This is a genomic window from Pseudomonas indica NBRC 103045, from assembly GCF_002091635.1.
GTDB lineage: Bacteria > Pseudomonadota > Gammaproteobacteria > Pseudomonadales > Pseudomonadaceae > Pseudomonas_M > Pseudomonas_M indica.
In genome coordinates, this window is record NZ_BDAC01000004.1 from 318,065 (window position 1) to 335,141 (window position 17,077).

15 protein-coding genes and 5 pseudogenes are annotated in these 17,077 nt (G+C 56.3%); 8 read left to right on the top strand and 12 right to left on the bottom strand.

Features of this window, described 5'->3' with window-relative positions; translation table 11 throughout:
• Nucleotides 1–453 precede the first annotated feature (453 nt).
• The 7 genes and pseudogenes from pqqF to PIN01S_RS07825 form a co-directional block, all read right to left on the bottom strand.
• Complete coding sequence (pqqF, locus tag PIN01S_RS07795) at nucleotides 454–2,988, bottom strand: pyrroloquinoline quinone biosynthesis protein PqqF (RefSeq protein WP_169715794.1); 2,535 nt, start codon at nucleotides 2,986–2,988, stop codon at nucleotides 454–456.
• Between the two features lie 287 nt (nucleotides 2,989–3,275).
• Nucleotides 3,276–3,896, bottom strand: coding sequence for a DUF2238 domain-containing protein (locus PIN01S_RS07800; protein ID WP_244505933.1), 621 nt, complete (start codon nucleotides 3,894–3,896; stop codon nucleotides 3,276–3,278).
• 89 nt (nucleotides 3,897–3,985) lie between these two features.
• Complete coding sequence (ubiT, locus tag PIN01S_RS07805) at nucleotides 3,986–4,459, bottom strand: ubiquinone anaerobic biosynthesis accessory factor UbiT (protein ID WP_084335008.1); 474 nt, start codon at nucleotides 4,457–4,459, stop codon at nucleotides 3,986–3,988.
• Nucleotides 4,453–5,343 (bottom strand): U32 family peptidase, encoded by an 891-nt coding sequence (locus PIN01S_RS07810; RefSeq protein WP_084335010.1) that lies wholly within the window; start codon nucleotides 5,341–5,343, stop codon nucleotides 4,453–4,455. Before PIN01S_RS07810 ends, ubiT begins: the two co-directional genes overlap by 7 nt.
• A gap of 10 nt (nucleotides 5,344–5,353) precedes the next feature.
• On the bottom strand, nucleotides 5,354–6,349 hold the full coding sequence (gene ubiU, locus PIN01S_RS07815) for a ubiquinone anaerobic biosynthesis protein UbiU (RefSeq protein ID WP_084335012.1): 996 nt from the start codon (nucleotides 6,347–6,349) through the stop codon (nucleotides 5,354–5,356).
• Nucleotides 6,350–6,645: 296 nt separating this feature from the next.
• Nucleotides 6,646–7,116 (bottom strand): recombination regulator RecX, encoded by a 471-nt coding sequence (recX, locus tag PIN01S_RS07820; protein WP_084335014.1) that lies wholly within the window; start codon nucleotides 7,114–7,116, stop codon nucleotides 6,646–6,648.
• An 8-nt stretch (nucleotides 7,117–7,124) separates the two neighbouring features.
• Nucleotides 7,125–7,676: pseudogene (locus tag PIN01S_RS07825) on the bottom strand (recombinase RecA family protein); the annotation flags it as partial.
• Nucleotides 7,677–7,942: 266 nt separating this feature from the next.
• Between PIN01S_RS07825 and PIN01S_RS07830 the strand changes: the two are divergent.
• From PIN01S_RS07830 to PIN01S_RS07845, 6 genes are all read left to right on the top strand, one after another.
• Nucleotides 7,943–9,571, top strand: coding sequence for a hypothetical protein (locus PIN01S_RS07830; RefSeq protein ID WP_169715795.1), 1,629 nt, complete (start codon nucleotides 7,943–7,945; stop codon nucleotides 9,569–9,571).
• Nucleotides 9,564–11,444: a hypothetical protein gene (locus tag PIN01S_RS26225; RefSeq protein ID WP_124082590.1), complete on the top strand. Its 1,881-nt coding sequence runs from the start codon at nucleotides 9,564–9,566 to the stop codon at nucleotides 11,442–11,444. The genes PIN01S_RS07830 and PIN01S_RS26225 overlap by 8 nt, the downstream gene beginning before the upstream one ends.
• Before the next feature lies 1 nt (nucleotide 11,445).
• Nucleotides 11,446–11,985, top strand: coding sequence for a hypothetical protein (locus PIN01S_RS26230; protein WP_032489556.1), 540 nt, complete (start codon nucleotides 11,446–11,448; stop codon nucleotides 11,983–11,985).
• Nucleotides 11,982–13,268 (top strand): site-specific integrase, encoded by a 1,287-nt coding sequence (locus PIN01S_RS26235; RefSeq protein WP_108193586.1) that lies wholly within the window; start codon nucleotides 11,982–11,984, stop codon nucleotides 13,266–13,268. The genes PIN01S_RS26230 and PIN01S_RS26235 overlap by 4 nt, the downstream gene beginning before the upstream one ends.
• Nucleotides 13,269–13,444: 176 nt before the next feature.
• On the top strand, nucleotides 13,445–13,804 hold the full coding sequence (locus PIN01S_RS07840) for a hypothetical protein (RefSeq protein ID WP_019396667.1): 360 nt from the start codon (nucleotides 13,445–13,447) through the stop codon (nucleotides 13,802–13,804).
• The gene (locus tag PIN01S_RS07845) at nucleotides 13,805–14,101 is read left to right on the top strand and encodes a hypothetical protein (RefSeq protein WP_019396668.1); all 297 of its coding nucleotides are present in this window, start codon (nucleotides 13,805–13,807) and stop codon (nucleotides 14,099–14,101) included.
• A gap of 84 nt (nucleotides 14,102–14,185) precedes the next feature.
• Here the strand turns inward: PIN01S_RS07845 and PIN01S_RS07850 are convergent, their stop codons facing one another.
• From PIN01S_RS07850 to PIN01S_RS07860, 3 genes and pseudogenes are all read right to left on the bottom strand, one after another.
• Complete coding sequence (locus PIN01S_RS07850) at nucleotides 14,186–14,764, bottom strand: plasmid pRiA4b ORF-3 family protein (RefSeq protein WP_019396669.1); 579 nt, start codon at nucleotides 14,762–14,764, stop codon at nucleotides 14,186–14,188.
• A gap of 3 nt (nucleotides 14,765–14,767) precedes the next feature.
• Nucleotides 14,768–14,983: pseudogene (locus tag PIN01S_RS07855) on the bottom strand (transposase domain-containing protein); the annotation flags it as partial.
• Nucleotides 14,984–15,092: 109 nt separating this feature from the next.
• Nucleotides 15,093–15,293 carry a site-specific integrase gene (locus PIN01S_RS07860; RefSeq protein ID WP_025986894.1) on the bottom strand — a complete coding sequence of 67 codons (201 nt, stop codon included), beginning with the start codon at nucleotides 15,291–15,293 and terminating at the stop codon, nucleotides 15,093–15,095.
• Between the two features lie 52 nt (nucleotides 15,294–15,345).
• Between PIN01S_RS07860 and PIN01S_RS07865 the strand changes: the two genes are divergently transcribed.
• The gene (locus tag PIN01S_RS07865) at nucleotides 15,346–15,564 is read left to right on the top strand and encodes a site-specific integrase (RefSeq protein ID WP_071533810.1); all 219 of its coding nucleotides are present in this window, start codon (nucleotides 15,346–15,348) and stop codon (nucleotides 15,562–15,564) included.
• 109 nt (nucleotides 15,565–15,673) lie between these two features.
• Here PIN01S_RS07865 and istA read toward each other — a convergent pair.
• Together istA and PIN01S_RS26245 are read right to left on the bottom strand one after the other, a co-directional pair.
• Nucleotides 15,674–16,252, bottom strand: a pseudogene (gene istA / locus PIN01S_RS07870) (IS21 family transposase); the annotation flags it as partial.
• A 162-nt stretch (nucleotides 16,253–16,414) separates the two neighbouring features.
• A pseudogene (locus tag PIN01S_RS26245) lies at nucleotides 16,415–16,513 on the bottom strand (IS5/IS1182 family transposase); the annotation flags it as partial.
• Nucleotides 16,514–16,672: 159 nt separating this feature from the next.
• Between PIN01S_RS26245 and PIN01S_RS07880 the strand changes: the two are divergent.
• Nucleotides 16,673–17,077, top strand: a pseudogene (locus PIN01S_RS07880) (alkane 1-monooxygenase); the annotation flags it as partial.

Consider the following 17,077-nt stretch of genomic DNA (forward strand, 5'->3'; position numbering starts at 1 on the left):
CTCTCCGCTGAGTAGGACGACTGCCATGCCAGTCGTGACGGGAGCGATTATCGAAACGGGTCGGTCGGTGCCATACGCTGCCATGGAGGCAACCGGCTAGTACTTTGGCCGGGGCTCGGGCAAGAGCGCGGCGAGCATTAATCCCCCTGCCCGGGAGGAGCAAGGCTTAGGTCGTAAAGTCTCCACGGCAGGCTCTGGATAGCGCATCCGGTTATGGCGTCAAGGCGAAGGAAGACACTGAAAACGGAGCCGGCCGCAGCGGGGAATGAGACCTAAGTAGGCGTTAAGGGGATCGCGGACGAAATTTCGATACGCCCAGCGTTTTGTAGGAGCGAGCTCTGCTCGCGATGAGGGCCGCACAAAGGCCTCGCCAGCAGAGCTGGCTCCTACAAAAGCGGTTCGGTGTAGCGCACAACGTGTAGGGGCGAATTCATTCGCCCGCCTTCGGTTGATTCACTGCCAGCGACTATCCACCGGCGCGGCATTGGCCAATACGCGCCAACCGCCTTGGGCCTCGCGCAAGGCCTGGTGGTGAGCGAGCAAGGTGCTGCGGTCGAGCGTCCGTAACGCCCCGCACAGGCGCTCCAGATGATCGACGGAGACCTGCTCCAGATGGGCCTGCCAATGCCACTCCGCAGCGGCGCGCAGGCTGGGGAATCGGCTCAGGCGACCGGCCAGATCGGCGCCCATTTCCCGCAAGGCCGTTTCTTCCAGGGTGGAGAGCACCGCTGCCTGGTCGTCGAGAAAGGCTTCGATATGGGACAGAATCTGCGCCGCCGTCGCGCTCGGCGACTGCACTGCGAACAGCAATCCACGCGACCGCCCTACCGAGCGAAATCCGGAAAAGATCGCGTAGCCCAATTGCAGCTCGCTGCGCAGGCGCCGGTAGAACGCCGGTTCGAGGCAGCGACCAAGCAGACGCCAGGCCGCTTCAGTCTCCGCTCCGGCATCCGGCAAGGGGCAGAACAGCATTAGCCCGCACTCCCCGGTCGGAATCGCCGCATCGCGCCAACTGTAGCGCGCCTCCGGGATCGGCGCTTGCGCAGCCGCCCGCGACGGCTCGCCGGGAACCTGCGGGAGCACCTGCTCCAGACGCTGCCGATCCGCACCGGCGTAGCCCAGGGCCAACCCGTCCCAGCAGGCCGTCCGCCAGCAGCGGGCGAGAGCATCCTGCCAGGCGCCCGCGTCGATGGCGTCCGCCTCGGTGGGCGCTCCGAAGGCATTGGCCAGCTCTTTCAATAGCCGGCGGATCAGCAGTTCGCCGGCTGCACGACGACGCTCGGCGTCGCGTCGTTGAATCCCCCGCGCCCAGGCATCGGCGGACGGCGCCGACAAGCATTTCAACGCAGCGCCAAGGATCGCCGGCTGCGATAACGCCAACCCGCACAGACTCAGCACCCAATCGCCGCCCTGCCCGTCGAGGCGCACGTCCACCGCCGCCTGCCGCGCAGCCTGGACAACGGGTTGCAGCGCCGCCGCCAAGGCGTGGCGCAGCTCATCGCCTGCCGGTTGCTCAGGAAAACGCCAGCGTAGAAATACGGCAGCCTGTCCGGGGAACGATGGATTGCATTCCTTCCAGTGGAAGGCCTCGGGAACGGCCATCTGTTGGCCGGAAGGCGCCCCGGGCAGGGCGAGGAATGGATTGGCCGGGGGCAGGCGCCAGGGTCCGCATTGCCCCTGTACACCCGGCAGCAAGGATGCCTGCTCCGCCTTGACCGGGAATCCCCGATCCGCGGGCGCGCTTGATACTGCCGCAACGGTAAGCAGCTCCACCCGCTGCTGGCGACGCAGTTGCGTCAGGATCGCTCGCAGGGCCAGCAGCCCCGATTCCGACAACCCTCCGCCCTCGACACCGTCATCGCGCGGCCCCGACCGCTCGGCCCAGGCCCGGGCACGTGCCAATGGCGGCGACACTCGCTCGCGCATCGCGACGCTGCGGGCGTGTTCACAACGCAGGTCGCCCCAGTCGGCGGCGGCGAAGAAATCCAGCCAATCGAAGAAGGCCGAGACACAGGCCCCCGCGTTGGCCTCACCCGCCTCACCCAAGCCGAATTCGACAGCCACCACGGCCTGACCGGCGTAACGATAAGGCACGCGCAGACGCAGACTGTCGCAGCCCGCCTGGGTACTCAGCCATTCGGACAAGCCGCCGGGCTCTTCGCGGGCCAGGCACTCGCCGAGAAAATCCAGTGCCTCGCCGGCCGTGTCGGGTAGGTCGTCGAACAGGCCATACAGGCTCAGGCGGCCCGGCTGTGCTTCGACACGCAGGCCCGTGGAAGCCGGCAGGCGCAAAACGGGTGGCACCGATTGTGGAACGTAGGTGCCGGCCGGCAGACGTCCGCCATATAGTTCCGCCAGTTCGCGCAACCGCTCGAGTGGTTGCGGACCGGCCAGCACCAGCAGCATTTGCCCAGCCTGGTAGAACCGCTGGTGGAAGCCCGCCAAGGCGTTCTGAAAGGCAGCCTGCTCCACCGGCAGGGTGCCGCGATGACCGGCATGAAAGCCGAGGAAGGGATGGTCCGACGGCTGCATCACCCGGGCCAGGGCGGCATCGCAGAGGGTATCCGTGTCGCGGCTGCGCGCCTGGAACTCGGCCTCCAGCACCTCCCGCTCGCGCAACTGCGCCTCCAGCGCCAACCGGGGATGGGCGAGCATGTCGCAGAGGCGCGCCAGACCGCCGTCCAGGTCCGACACCGGCACTTCGAAAAAGTAATAGCTGTCGCGTTCGCGGGTGCTGGCATTGACCTGCCCGGCGCAGCGCTGGACATAGGCCATCAGCCCCTGATCGGCAGGAAAGGCCGCGCTGTCGAGGAATAGCAGGTGCTCGAGGAAATGCGCCAGCCCCGGATACTCGACGGGGGCGTCATGCCCACCGGCCGCCACCCGCACCACGGCTGCCGCCTGGACCAGCGCGGGATCGTGCAGCAAGGCCACACGCAGCCCGTTGGGCAGCGTGAGTTGGACAGGCGGGTCGGTCTTAGTGGGCATGGGGCGTTCGCTGGCACTGGTCAGATCTAGGCTCTGTACGAAAAGTGCCTGCGCTCGGTGATGCGTCGTTAAAAATCGGCTCGGAATGCTCATTTACAGCACGTAAACTCCGCTTCCTCACCGATTTTTGCCTAGCCTGACCTTCGCTCGGCGACTTTTCGTACAGACCCTAGCATCCGGAGGGCGCGCCGGGCTGGCAATAGTTCTTTATGCCGACATCAGCGCACGGGCGATGGCGAAAATAATGGCGTGGCCCACACGTAGAAATAGGGCTACAGACTCCTCGGTTACGTTCGACTCGGGCGCGCCAGGCTCCGTCCCAATCGCAGGATCAGCAACGTCGCCAGTCCTCCGAGCATCGCCAGGCCGGCGTCTTTCTGGGCGTCCCACTCGTCCCCTTGCGTCCCGAGGAAGGCCGAACCCAGTTCCGGGTTGACGATCAGCGCCGCAGCCATCTCCACCTGTTCGTAGAAGGCGCTCATTGCCATCACCACAGACAGGCTGAGGATCGCCAGCCAGCGACCGGTCAGCCCAGCCGAGCGCTGCAGAATCTCGCGCAGGGGATAGAGCAGCAGCAGACCGAAGGAAAAATGCACCACCCGGTCGTAATGGTTGCGCTGGGTGCCGAACAGATCGCGCAGCCAATAGCCGAGCGGGGTTTCCGCATAGGTGTAGTGCGAGCCGTAGAGGTGCATGACCATGAACAGGGTGAACAACCAGTAGGACGGCAGGGAAAAGCTGAAGCGCCGGTAAGTCGCCAACAACAGCGCGGCAAAGAAGAACACCAGCAGGTTCTCCAGCAGCCAGTCCTCGCGGCTGAGCGGGGCGATGGCGGCCCAGAGCCAGACGAGCAGGAGAATCGAAAGAATCAGGAACAACTGCAGGCGGGAACCCGGTTTTTCGATCACGTCATGCCCTCGGCGCGGCTATTCGAAGAAGGCCCGCCTTACCGCAGCGGGCCCTTCCTGTAAGCCTAGCCGGTGATGAACGGAACGGCTCAACCCGCCGCGACCACACCTTTGCCGGCCGCTTCCAGCCCGCGCCACAGCCAGGAAGGCAGGAGTTCCGGGTCGAGGCTGTCGATCAGGTTTTTCACCGCCAGGCCCAGCTCGGTATCGCCCTCGATGGACAGCCGGCGGCGGAAGAACAGGGTGTCCGGGTCTTCCTGACGGCTGGCCAGCAGCAGGAATTCGCGCCAGTCGCCACTGATGCTGGCATCCGCCTGCTCGCGCGCGGCGATACACAGGCCGGTGCGGCTGCGGGTCAGGCACCAACTCAGGCCGAGGTCACGGATATGCAGGCGCAGCCAACGCCCCTCCAGCATGTCGAAGGCGCCGTCTTTCAACGGACCGGCGAATATCCGGTTGAGCCCTTTTTCCAGGGCCAGCCGCTGCAGCTTGAAGGGCACGCGGGAGGCCAGCGGCAGCAAACGGTCGCCAAGGCCGAGAAGCATCGGGGTCGGCTTCAGCATAGTCCGGCCTCCTCTGCCCGCAGCATTCCCGGGCGGCCATGCCAGTAGCCGTTGCAGCCCTCTACCGCGAGCGGCGGCGCGTCTCCGCGGCGGACCGCGTCGAAGCGCTGGATGCACTCCGCCATGCCTTCGGCTCGTGGGCTGAGACGCAGCAGATCGGCCCCGGCCGCCTGCACGGATGGGTAATCGGCGAGCAGGTTGCTCACCGCCGCTGACATGGTCTGGATACCGTTGAGAGTGAACAGGGCCTGGCCTTCCTGGCTGAGTAGCGGAATGCCCTCCGGGTAGTTCTGGCAGCAGAATTCGCAATCGTCCTTCGGGCGGTTCTCCGCCCTTGCGGTGAAACAGCGCGCCGAGTAGGCCAGCGGCAGATGGCCGTAGGCGAACACTTCGATCTCCGGCCGCGTCATGCCGAGTTCATCGAGCTGCTCACCGACCGCCTTGATCAAGGCGCCGGAACATTCCACCGGTGGAACCCAGCGGGTCATACCACAGGCCATCAGCTCGGCAACCGCATAGGCGTTGTAGAGGTTCAGCGCCGGCCCGGCGACGAAGGGCACACCCCGCTCGGCGAGGTAATGCACCGCGCCCATGTCGTTGGCCTCCACCTTCAGTTCGCCGTTCTCGCACAGCCGGCGCAGGCTGGACAGCTCAGATGCCGCCTCGATCAGCGCCAGCCCGGACAGCACCAGCTCGGCGCCACTGCACTCCTTCAGCTCGCGGGCCAACCCCAGCCAATCATCCAGCGACAACGCGCGACGCTTCGAGCAAACGGTCTCGCCGAGATACATCACATCCAGCGGCTGGGACGCCATGTCGGCGTAGAAATCCATCAGCCGCATCCGATCCCAATAAAACAGCACAGGCCCAAGACTGAGCTTCATCGATGATTCCTCACTGCCAGGAACGGTGATAGGCGCCCAGGGTGGTCTGGCTGCCTTCGGAAAGGCCCTCCAGCGCCCGCCGCCATTGCGGTTGCACACTGAAAACCGAAGGTGCCCGGCGATAGGCATCCAGCGCCTCGCGCCAGACCTGGGTGACCCGCTCCACATAGGCCGGGCTGCGCTGGCGCCCCTCGATCTTCACCGCCGCCACGCCGATCTGGACCAGCTCGGGAATCAGATCCAGGGTATTCAGACTGGTGGGCTCCTCGAGGGCATGGAAGCGCTGGCCGTTCACCTGGAAGCGGCCCTTGCAGAGGGTCGGATAGCCGGCCGCCTCGCCTTCGCCGTAGCGGTCGATCAGCACATCGTTGAGGCGCGACGTCAGCCCTTCGGGCTCCTCGCTCCAACGCACCGCCTTGGCCGGCGAGCAGACACCACACAGGTTCGGCGATTCACCGGTGATGTAGGAAGACAGATGGCAACGGCCCTCGGCCATGATGCACAAGCTGCCGAAGGCGAAGACCTCCACTGGCACCGGACTCTTGGTCGCCACTTGGCGCACCTGGGCCAGCGACAGCACGCGCGGCAATACGGCACGACGGATGCCATAGCGTTCGTGATAGAAGCTCAGCGCCGCGGCATTGGTGGCCGAACCTTGTACCGACAGGTGCAGATTGAGATCGGGATGACGCCGGCTGGCGTAGGCCAGCACCCCGGAGTCGGCGGCGATCAGCGCATCCACGCCGAGATCGGCGGCCTGATCCACGGCGCGCTGCCAGCGGCTCCAGCCATCCGGCCGGGCATAGGTATTCACCGCCATATAAAGATGTCGCCCATGCTGACGGATCAGAGACAGGCCGGACTCCAGTTGTTTCTCGTCCAGATTGAGCCCGGCGAAATGACGGGCGTTGGTATCGTCGCGAAAGCCGACGTAGATGGCATCGGCACCCTGGCGGACGGCCGCCTTGAGCGCGGGCAAACTTCCCGCCGGGCAAACCAGTTGCATGCGTACTCCTATTGCGACATCTGAATCGACGGAACTCTAAGGAGTCGGTCCCGCAACGCCCTTGACCGAGATCAAGGGCATTACGGGGTGGTCGCCGCGACAGAGTGTCGCGAGGGGGGGCTATGCGCTGAAACGCAAGGTAACTGGAGGTTCTTGCCTGGGAGCAGTGGGATGCAAAGGGGTCAGAGGGCAGCCCTACGGCTGTTTGGGCGAATAAATTCGCCCACCACCTAGGCGACGCTCGCCCTACGCTTTATCGAGGCTATGCACTGAGGGAAGTGGGATTAGCGAAACATCTAAAGATCTGCTGCCCCCGCCCCGCGCAGCAAGCGATTGATCAAATCCAGCGGGTACCCCCGGTACGCCAGGAAACGCCCCTGCTGGGTCCGCGCGCGGGCATCGCTCGGCAGTTGGCCACCGAATTTGCGCCGCCAGATGTCTTCGAGCAGTTCGTACCAATCCTCGCCGGACTCCCGCAGCGCCTGTTCGATGGCATCGCGAGGCAGGCCCCGTTGCGCCAACTCCTCACGGATGCGCACCGGGCCGTAGCCGGATCGCGCCCGGCTGGCGACAAAGCTTTCGAGATAACGGGATTCGGAGAGCAGCCCCTCTTCCGCCAGGCGATCGAGAGCGCTGTCGATCAGTTCGGAGGGAGCACCGCGCCGGCGCAACTTGCGGGTCAGCTCGACCCGACCGTGCTCACGTTGCGCCAGCAGATCCATGGCGGCCCGCCGCACCGCGGCGGGACTATCGAGGATGACGGGCATCCGCGGAATCAGACGTCGACGTCGGCCAGGTCGTCCTGGGTCGCGCTCGACTTGGCGGTGTTACTGCTGACCAGCAACTTGTCACGGATGGCCTTCTCGATGTTGCTGCCGACTTCCGGGTTGTCTTCCAGGTACTTGGCGGCATTCGCCTTGCCCTGGCCGATCTTGTTGCCCTGGTAGCTGTACCAGGCACCGGACTTCTCCAGCAGGCCGAGCTGCACGCCCAGGTCGATGATCTCGCCGTTGCGGTAGATGCCCTTGCCGTAGAGGATCTGGAACTCGGCCTGACGGAACGGTGGTGCCACCTTGTTCTTCACGACCTTGACGCGGGTTTCGCTGCCAACCACTTCCTCGCCTTCCTTCACCGCGCCGGTACGACGGATGTCCAAGCGGACGGAAGCGTAGAACTTCAGGGCGTTACCGCCGGTGGTGGTTTCCGGGTTGCCGAACATCACGCCGATCTTCATGCGGATCTGGTTGATGAAGATGACCAGGCAGTTGGCGTTCTTGATGTTGCCGGTGATCTTGCGCAGTGCCTGGGACATCAGGCGGGCCTGCAGGGGAAGCAGTACGGATTTGGGTTCATATAGGCTGGCGCCTGAGAAACCAACACGTTGCAAAGCCATACTGTTCATACACTTTACCCTTACGGAAGCCCTATCCCTGACTACACTGTCTATCTGAACCAATTTCAGGTAGGAAAGCGATGAGCAGGATGCGGGAAGATTTGGTCGATAGTATCAGGGCTTGCTGCCCTGAGGACATCCTAATCTGGGTAGAAAAGCATCCTCCGAAGCGCCGGGCGCCCCTCATCCGCGTTTTTTTCATGATCGCTCACGAACTTGATTCAGAGTGGTATCGGAACCCTGTGGCAATCACCAATGCTTGCCGCCAATTTCTCTCTCATCGACGCAGTGCAATATCCGAAATTACAGGCAAGCCAATCAAAGAAGTCACCGTCATCTCTGACTACACCGCCGTTCGTTATTACTTGAACAGGCTTCAAAAAGCCAAAAAGCTACCTAGCAATGCGCTGATCCTACCAGTCCCAAACTCGACAGACGTATTCTCAGAAAAAGAATGCAACATTCTTGGCTATCTGACCTTGGAACATGCCATTCAAGCGAATTCAATGGAAAACGCTCTTAACGAGATTGCCCATCAAATCGAAAAACATAGAACTGTCATTCTCTCCAAATGCAAGCGCATTGTAGCAGAGGGTTATGCACGGTTTTTGGAAGTTCCAGGCATGATTCGCAGAAGCGATGTGGCCGCCATCCGACTCACAAAAGACAACCTAGATCCTAACCTGAGAGGATCTCGCTCTGGCCAACATATAAGCTTTTTCTCACCATCACATCCAAATGGCTTCAGCAACTCTGTTGCGTACCTAGCCACAGAACAAGATGGTCTATTTACACGCAAATCTTTCCCTGGCGCGCACCACATTTATTCCTGGTCTACTACGAAAATCAAATCCTACCTGGGAATTACCGAAGAGTTTGCTGTGGCGGCCATGTGCATCATCATTGACGAACTCGGGATAAATGTTTTCGACTTAGCAAATGCCCAAGTCAAGAAAACAAAAGATGGTCAATTTGTCACCATCCGAGAAGATGGCGGCATAACTATCACCACCCTTAAACCTAGGGCTAACAAATTAATTGAGCGCCACGCACCAAAAGCTACGGACGAGATTGAAATCGATGCAGAAAGTATAGACGCCCATACTGCGCTATGGATGCTATTGCAAATGAGAGTCCAGCACTCCAAAGCCTTGAATTCCAACTATCTTTTCGTCATGGATGGTTCTAGCCCTACTCGCCACGGGGATGAACACCTCTACCGTATCTTAGACACGAGACGTAAAAACACTTTCAAAGCAATCATTGATTCGCTGCCTTCATGGGTAGCTGAAGCTGAACCAACCATGCCTAAAATTAGGGTTTCACGAGGACTGCTGAAATGGATTGAGAGTGGTGGAGACACTTTGGAAACGACCATTTACCTAGGAAATTCCCTGCTAACAGCCCTGAGAAACTACATCCCACCTTCAATTCAAGAATTTGTTTACCGAAAGAGAATACGTGACCATCAAAAAATTCAACTACTAATAGCAGAAGATATCTCAACCCACTCCCCCCGCATTAAGAATAATAATTACGAGTGCGCCAAGATGCAGTTTATCGAGGCTGTGAAATTTTTAAGAACTAACAGCCGCCACACGACAACCCACAACCCAGGTCAAGTATTCTGTTTCCTTTGCTCACCAGAAGCAATTGGGTTGATAGTCTCTTACGCGACATATGGGACAAAACAAGAGCTCATCTCGACTTGCAAGAAAATCATCACAAAAATCCAAGACGAAGGCAGTCGAAAGATGATCAAGCTACTGGCGGACGCTACTCCGATACCAATGAACTTTGAGCTTCTTGAGGTACACGTAAATGAATAATGAAAAAATCAAGAAGAGCTCTCCATCTACAGCAACCTCCCAAGCGATCCTTCCTAGTTGGATCCACCCCAACTCCTCAAATATGAAGTGGTATCTTCCTCGCACCGGCACCAAGGTTACAGTTTCGGAAGATCCGAACAGCAGTCGCTATGTAAAGCTTAGCTTTGACTACCAGCTATTTGATGGGTCATCCACATCAGATCTGATATGGAATTTATTTATCAGAGATTTACAATCATCAGCGATAGCCCTCATCGAAAGCTCAAAGTCAAAACGACCGTGCGCATTAGTCGGCTTTGTTAGAACGGCTTTTGAAATTGCCGACCATGTGTATGAAGCCAGGCACCGCTTAAATCAGCCCCCTAAAATCGTCACCCTAGCCGATATCACCCTGGAAGACATAAAGACCTTCCTAGAAGCTCACGACCTCACGCTCATGGGGATAAATTTACTCAATCTCGACACGCAGTTAGGGCCTACGCCAAGAGGCCGCGAAAACATTGCATCCTGCATTTCAGGAATGCACATACCACCCATAACACAAAAGATCTTAATCCAGAAACTTAAAAATAACAGGTCTGACATCTGCCGGGAATTCACCTGTACGCACTCAGCAAATGAAGAGAATGAAGAGAATGAAGAGAATGAAGAGGACACACTCAGCATCTCCACAATCCAAAATAAATGCACCAACTTAACCTACCTACACTCCACTAAAGAATATCAAATTCATTCCTTTAAGGTAGGAACGCACGACATCTCAGATGTAATTAACAGCATGACCGGCAGATTTGTAGATAAAAGCCAAACCCCACTGATGCCTACAAATATTGCATTTCACTACATCAGCAATGCTATTGTTTTTCATCGCAACTATGCGCCACACATCCGAGCCTACATAAAGCAACTGGACAACCATTACAACAGAGAAATTATAGATAAATATGCCGCAAGCACAATTAGATCAAATGTGCACATTTTCAAGAAGCAAACCTTTGAGGCTGTACCAATCCCCAAGGCACTACAACATCTAAACATTAAAACATATGGTAAGTGCGGCAGCAACAGAGGTGGTATTTATTGCAACTCGATTATGCGCGAACACATCTCCACTGATGAACTAATTGATTTTTACGCTATCACAACACGCATCCTTATCCATACTTTTTCAGCTTGCCGAGTATTGAGTACCGCCTTGCTCGACGCTGACTGTCTTACAATTTCAAAACTGGATGGCTTGTGGGATCTGAAGCTTAAAATCCCGAAAGCCAGTAACAGCCATGAGCTTGAGATTATAAAGCGCCCAATACCTAAAGTCATTTGGGACTTCATTAACGAGTACATAGAGTTTATGGAGGATCGCCACCCAGGCATGACCTCCATCTGGCCCTCCGGCTCATTCAAAGGAAAAGATCGCAGTGAAATGACTCTACTAAAAAAACTGGATCAATACTCCGATTGGATTCAAGTACCTAAGATAGGCGAAACTAGATGGTATGCACGACCTCATCAGTTCAGGCGTTTCTTCGCCGCCTTTTTCTTCTACCTAAGCGGCAGTACAGAAATTGAACCATTGCGCTGGATGATGGGGCACATTGAACCTAGCGTGACCCTTTACTACGCCAATATCGCGAACCAGCCCGGTTGGGAGCGAGAAACCTTAGAATTCTTAATAGACTACTTGGAGGGGCATGTAGGCAAAAACGTATTAGTCGACGAAGATCTACAAGAAAATTTTGCTGAGTGTGAGCTTGAAATCAAACTTGGCGACCACGCCTTATTATCTGAACACCTTCAGGAACTGGCAAACCATCGCGAAATAAGACTCCAAATCATCAACAACAAAAAAATCTTTGTGTACGCGAGTAAATAATATGAGCCGTTATTCAAAGGGTGAAACTTCAGCAGCCAAGCTTCAGGAGAAGCAAGCCAAAACACAAAGCCTGATTACCAAAATATTGCTGATTAGAAAAGCAATCGAAGACCGGCAAAGACTTCCTTCCCTGGACGCACTTAAGAGCAAAAGAGGCATACCGTTCAAGTCCGCCCTTAATTGGTCAGATGCCGACCTTGGAGTTATTTCTTGCTCTTATAATACATCGCGAGAACCCTACAACACTGAATACTCAGATCAACTAGCAGCCGCCTTAGAAACATACAACAACCTCACGCCCGCCACACAAACCCTCCCACCTCAAAAGCGAACAACCCAGCGTTCACAGCAAGAAGAAATCTCCACTCTAAAAAATCAAGTCGACTACCTCACAAATACATTAGGCGAAGTCTACAGGGCGTACATGCAACTGGTTGCTAGAGTGGACGAACACACTCGCCAGGACATCAGATATCAGCAAGTTTTGAAAAGCCACACCCTGGCACTTGATAGAGCTCATCTCACCTTGGTGAAACCATGATACATGTAGCAAAAGCTCCGCGTCTTGACTTCCTTTTTAATCACGGCCACACCACACCTCCGTCTCTTCCAATGCTTTTTGACTCCCGAGGTAACTTTTGCTGGGAGCTCAATAGCTACCTTACGAGTATCGGCGGTGGTGCCAACAGCTATGGGGTCCGGCCAGCAATTAAAACAGTGTTCAGCCATGCTGATACTCTAAACGTCTTCCAGAAATACATAGAACGCAACAAGTTAACCATTCTTGATGTCACTGACGAAACCCTTTACGACTTCGTTAAGTACAAACAAAACTCTAGAACGGCAAACTCGACCACAATCAAGAAAATTGTCCGACGCATATTAGCTCTATTAGAGCACACGCAAAAAGAAAACAAATTCCAGAACCTACTTACCACTGACCCTCGCGCACATAACTTTCAAATTAATGCTACAGAGGACTTCTACAGACTTAACAGGCGGACGCCACTGCGTTTTCTAACCCATCCCTGCCTAGATGAACTAAGGGATACTCCGACCAAACCAACAAGCTTCATAAGAAACAATGAACTGAACGCATGGCATGAAGCAATTCACGACTACACATCCAACCAGTATATAATTGATAGATGGTACATCCTTGCCACATTACTCGAACACACAGGCAGCCGAATAGAAGAAGCCATTAACATCCCAGCAAGCTCCATTATTAATGCCTATAAAAATAACGGCCCTGTAACAAACATCCCCGTTTTAAAAGGAAAATACAAAGGTTGCTTACGCCAGGTACTAATACCGAGAACCGAGCTTCAAGAAATCTACAAATTCGTTCTACTCACTCGTTCCAGCCATCCTCACAGCGAGCTTCATGACAGGATATTCGTTAGCGAAGATACTGGATATCCTCTGGCGCGCACCACCTTTAACTCCTATTACAACGTAGTCATCAAGACTTCAAGACACGCAGAACTCCTCAAAGGTATCTCCTATCATAACTTCCGCCACCGATACTTCACCATATTAGTCGCCAAGAACATCAGTACGCTTTCAAAAATGTCGAAAGCCAATATTCTAGACGTAGCGATGGCCATCGCTCGCAAAAACTCATACCACGCATCCAAGAGCACACTCTCTACTTATATCCATCTCACACAAGATGCTGAAATACAAGACATCCTGAAAGCAGAACCAAATGCGTCCACGACCCTCCATGCGATCCAAAGCATTGTCGATGCAACTGACGACAGATCCCCTGATGAGAAGCTCACGGCAATAACGGCATTGATACAAGCCAAGCTCTCTTGAAATGCTACTTCTTCTATTTTTCTAACCCGGAGTGGTCAGCGGAAGTGGCATCAAGCGAGAGGGACATTTGTACCTTTGTACCTTTTCTGGACAACGGTGAATCGGGGTTATGACAATAGCGTGCATTCTACGGCCCTCCAAATATGGAGCGCCGCTCCAGAAAAAGGACTCACGCTATGCTCTATCTTTCGGATGTCCAGCCTGCCTATTGCCCTCAGTGCGGCAAACCCATGGAGCCGAGGCTGCATGGTTGGGAAGCCCAGGATCGTTTCTATAACGCTAAACAGCCTTTTCTCTGCGAATGCGGCGCACGTTATCTTCTCAGGGAGAATGTCGTTGCCAATGCGCTCGACCATGCCGAGTCGGTAGGCGGTGATGCTGGCTTCGACCGTGCCGCTAGGATGAACGTGTTCTCCGAGTTGTACGTGATTCTCGGTGCTCTCGATGCCCCCGAGGCTGTGCTGGACCAGGTATTAGCCGCAGCCGAAGGTGATTTGCTGCCTTACTCCACGTTGCTCCCATTCGAGAAGGAATAGATGGACAGAATCCATTGGTTTGCCGTTTCAAACCCCGAGCAGAAGCGCTTCCCAGAATGGAGGCGCTCGTTTGGTATTAGCGACAACGGCATCGTCTTCGTGCCGGCTGCGATGGCTGGCGATGACTCAGAGTTGAACGTCATGCTCTGCGCGGCTGCCGAAGGCCAAAGCACAGTCGTTCACCTCGATCACCACTTCGTGCCCAGCGGCTGGCTCAAGCGCGAGTTCCCCAAGCACTTCGAGCTGATTGAGATCATCGAGGCCCGTGCACAACTGACGCTGGCGGCAGCTTTTTGAGCAACACGAGGGTTGATAACTGATCAATCTTTTTCTTGGGTAAAGCGATAGAACGTAAGCGTCCGAGCTACACCGTCTTGCAACTCAAGCCTTGATCCTCTTAAACCACTGATTCACGCGCTCGCAGTCAAATGCCGCCGGCTCAAATATTTCACCGTACCAACCCACCATGTCGTCGTGTTCTGGATGCTTGGGGTCTGCCATGGCCTCTAGAAAACCCTCGTAACCCGGCACCCCACCTACATCTTCCGGTGGGCAAGCATTGGCACCTTCAATGCAATACGGCAGTTGAGGGGCTGTGATGGCAGGTAGCCTTTTCTCGACTTTGATTCGGTGATCCCAGCTGTCACCAAAGTCGTAGAGATAGTCAAACGTCTTTTTACCGAACAGCGCTTTGACCAATGTCTTGCGAGCTTCTGGATTCACCGGCGGCCCCCAGCCATCAGAATCGGGAATCCCGTATTTTTCACCTGCTATTTCAAACTCATGCAGATGACTGTCGCTCCAGCCCATCACGACCTGAATCACGTGATGCAGCTTGCCCAAGGTAATGTTTTCAGGGACTACGAAACGACGCCAGATCGTCGGTGTGATCCACTTCAGCTCAATGTGCAACAGCAAGAGATCAGGTGCAGGTTTGGGTAGGCTGACAGTTTTAACCATGGATCAGGCGGCCTCGCAGTGGTCAGTGTGGTTCAAGGAAATATTCCAGGGCAGCAGTTCGCCCACCCGGTTAACGGGATGTTCGGCGATGTGCTCAAGCACGTAGGTCAGATAGGCCTGCGGATTTAACCCGTTTAGCTTGGCAGTACCCACCAGGCTGTAGATCGCCGCCGCTCGTTCCCCTCCCGCATCGGATCCGGCAAACAGGTAATTTTTGCGGTTATGCCGAGCTCGGCATAACCGCAATTATGTTCAGCCCGCGATTATGTTGAGTCGCCTGCGACAGCCCCGCTGTCTGTGGCGACCCAGCTCTGTCAGCTACGCATAATCAAAGCCCCTGCAGGAACTTCAGCAGGGCATCCGTTGGGCGGTAGCGCGTGCGCCGAAGTTCGGGCGGCGCGATTGCGGCGAGGGCCCGTTCCTTCAAGGCCAGATCGGCTTCGACATAGCCGTGGGTCGTCACTGGGCTCTCGTGTCCAAGCCACAGGGCGATAACGGTGAGGTCGACTCCGGCCTGCAGCAGGTGCATGGCAGTCGCATGGCGCCTATGTCGCTGAAGAGATAGGCGCCATACCGCGGCGATGCACCTGCTGGAGGCCGGAGTCGAAATCAACGTCATCCGGGCTTGGCTCGGTCACGTCGGACTGGAAACGACGCACCGTTATGCCGAGATCAATATCCGAACCAAGGAGGCTGCCGTCGCCCTGTGCGTTCCACCCGATCAATCCTCGGCGGCATCCTCCCAATCAGGCGCTTGGCACCGGGACGTCGACTTGCTGAAATGGCTCGATTCCCTGTGATTCTTATGTGCCCCCTCGGCTCGAACGCCCCCGTCACTCGTGGGGCCGCCGAGCCGATGCCACATAATGGCGAAGGGAACATAAGCCGGATTATGTGGCGCGCCACATAATCCGGCATGCCTCGACGCGGCACCCCGCCCAAGGCGCTGAACGCGCGCGTATGGGCGTCGAACAACATCTCGTGGCCCTGGCTCGGATACGCCACCAGCCAGAACGCACGGCTGGCGCAGAGCTTCAGGTGCGCCACCTGCATGCGCCGGTAAATGCCGCCGATCAGCAGGCCTTCCTCGCTCCAGTCAAACTGAAACGCCTCACCCAGCGCAAAGCTCAGCGGCACAAAGGCCTGCAACGCCTTACCCTGTTCCCCGCGCCAGACGCGGATAAACGCGGTGAGCTGGCTGTAGCCACCGTCGTACCCCTCGGCCTTGATCTGCGCCAACAGCGCCTTGGCACTGCGCCGCTGTTGCTTGGGGCGCAGCGAATCGGCCTGCAGCGCCTGCTCCAGCGTGGCGTGATAAGGGCTGAGTTTGTTGAAGATCGCGCGGCGTTGGTAAACCGGCTGCTTCGCCTCGGGTGCTCTGACCCACTTGCGAATCGTGTTGCGCGCCAACCCGGTGCGCTTGGCTATCTCATGCAGCGACAGCTTGTCGCGGAAATACATCCGGCGAATTTTGCCCATCATTTCCATACTGATCACCCTGTGTTCTCCTGCTCAAAAATTGAGCAGAAGCAGTTGAACACCTGGGTCAGTTTTCAGTCGGCAGAACAGCCTCTACTGGGTCAGTTTTCGGTCAGCGGCAACACAAGGGGACGCCAATGTTACCCGGAAGCCCGGGTTTTGGAGGTTTCCAATCGTGCCTTGGCGCAGCGACAGCCCTCGGTCCCCCAGATAGCCATTGATCACCGCCAGCATGCTTGCGGCCAGCTCGTGTTTTTCCAGCAGACGACGGAGCAAAAACTACCCGTAGGTGTAGTTGGCGCAAGCGTCCGATTAGCTCAGGTTTATGATGTCGAGAGTGAGAGTGGGCGGCTTAACTTTCTCAGTTAGGCATAAAATTACGTCTTAAATCTCGTAGCGACTAATTTAATAAAAATTGGAGAACACCAAATGCTTGAGAAACACAGAGTTCTGGATTCCGCTCCAGAGTACGTAGATAAAAAGAAATATCTCTGGATACTATCAACTTTGTGGCCGGCTACTCCGATGATCGGAATCTGGCTTGCAAATGAAACTGGTTGGGGGATTTTTTATGGGCTGGTATTGCTCGTATGGTACGGCGCACTTCCATTGCTTGATGCGATGTTTGGTGAGGACTTTAATAATCCGCCTGAAGAAGTGGTGCCGAAACTAGAGAAGGAGCGGTACTATCGAGTTTTGACATATCTAACAGTTCCTATGCATTACGCTGCATTAATTGTGTCAGCATGGTGGGTCGGAACTCAGCCAATGTCTTGGCTTGAAATTGGTGCGCTTGCCTTGTCACTGGGTATCGTGAACGGACTAGCGCTCAAT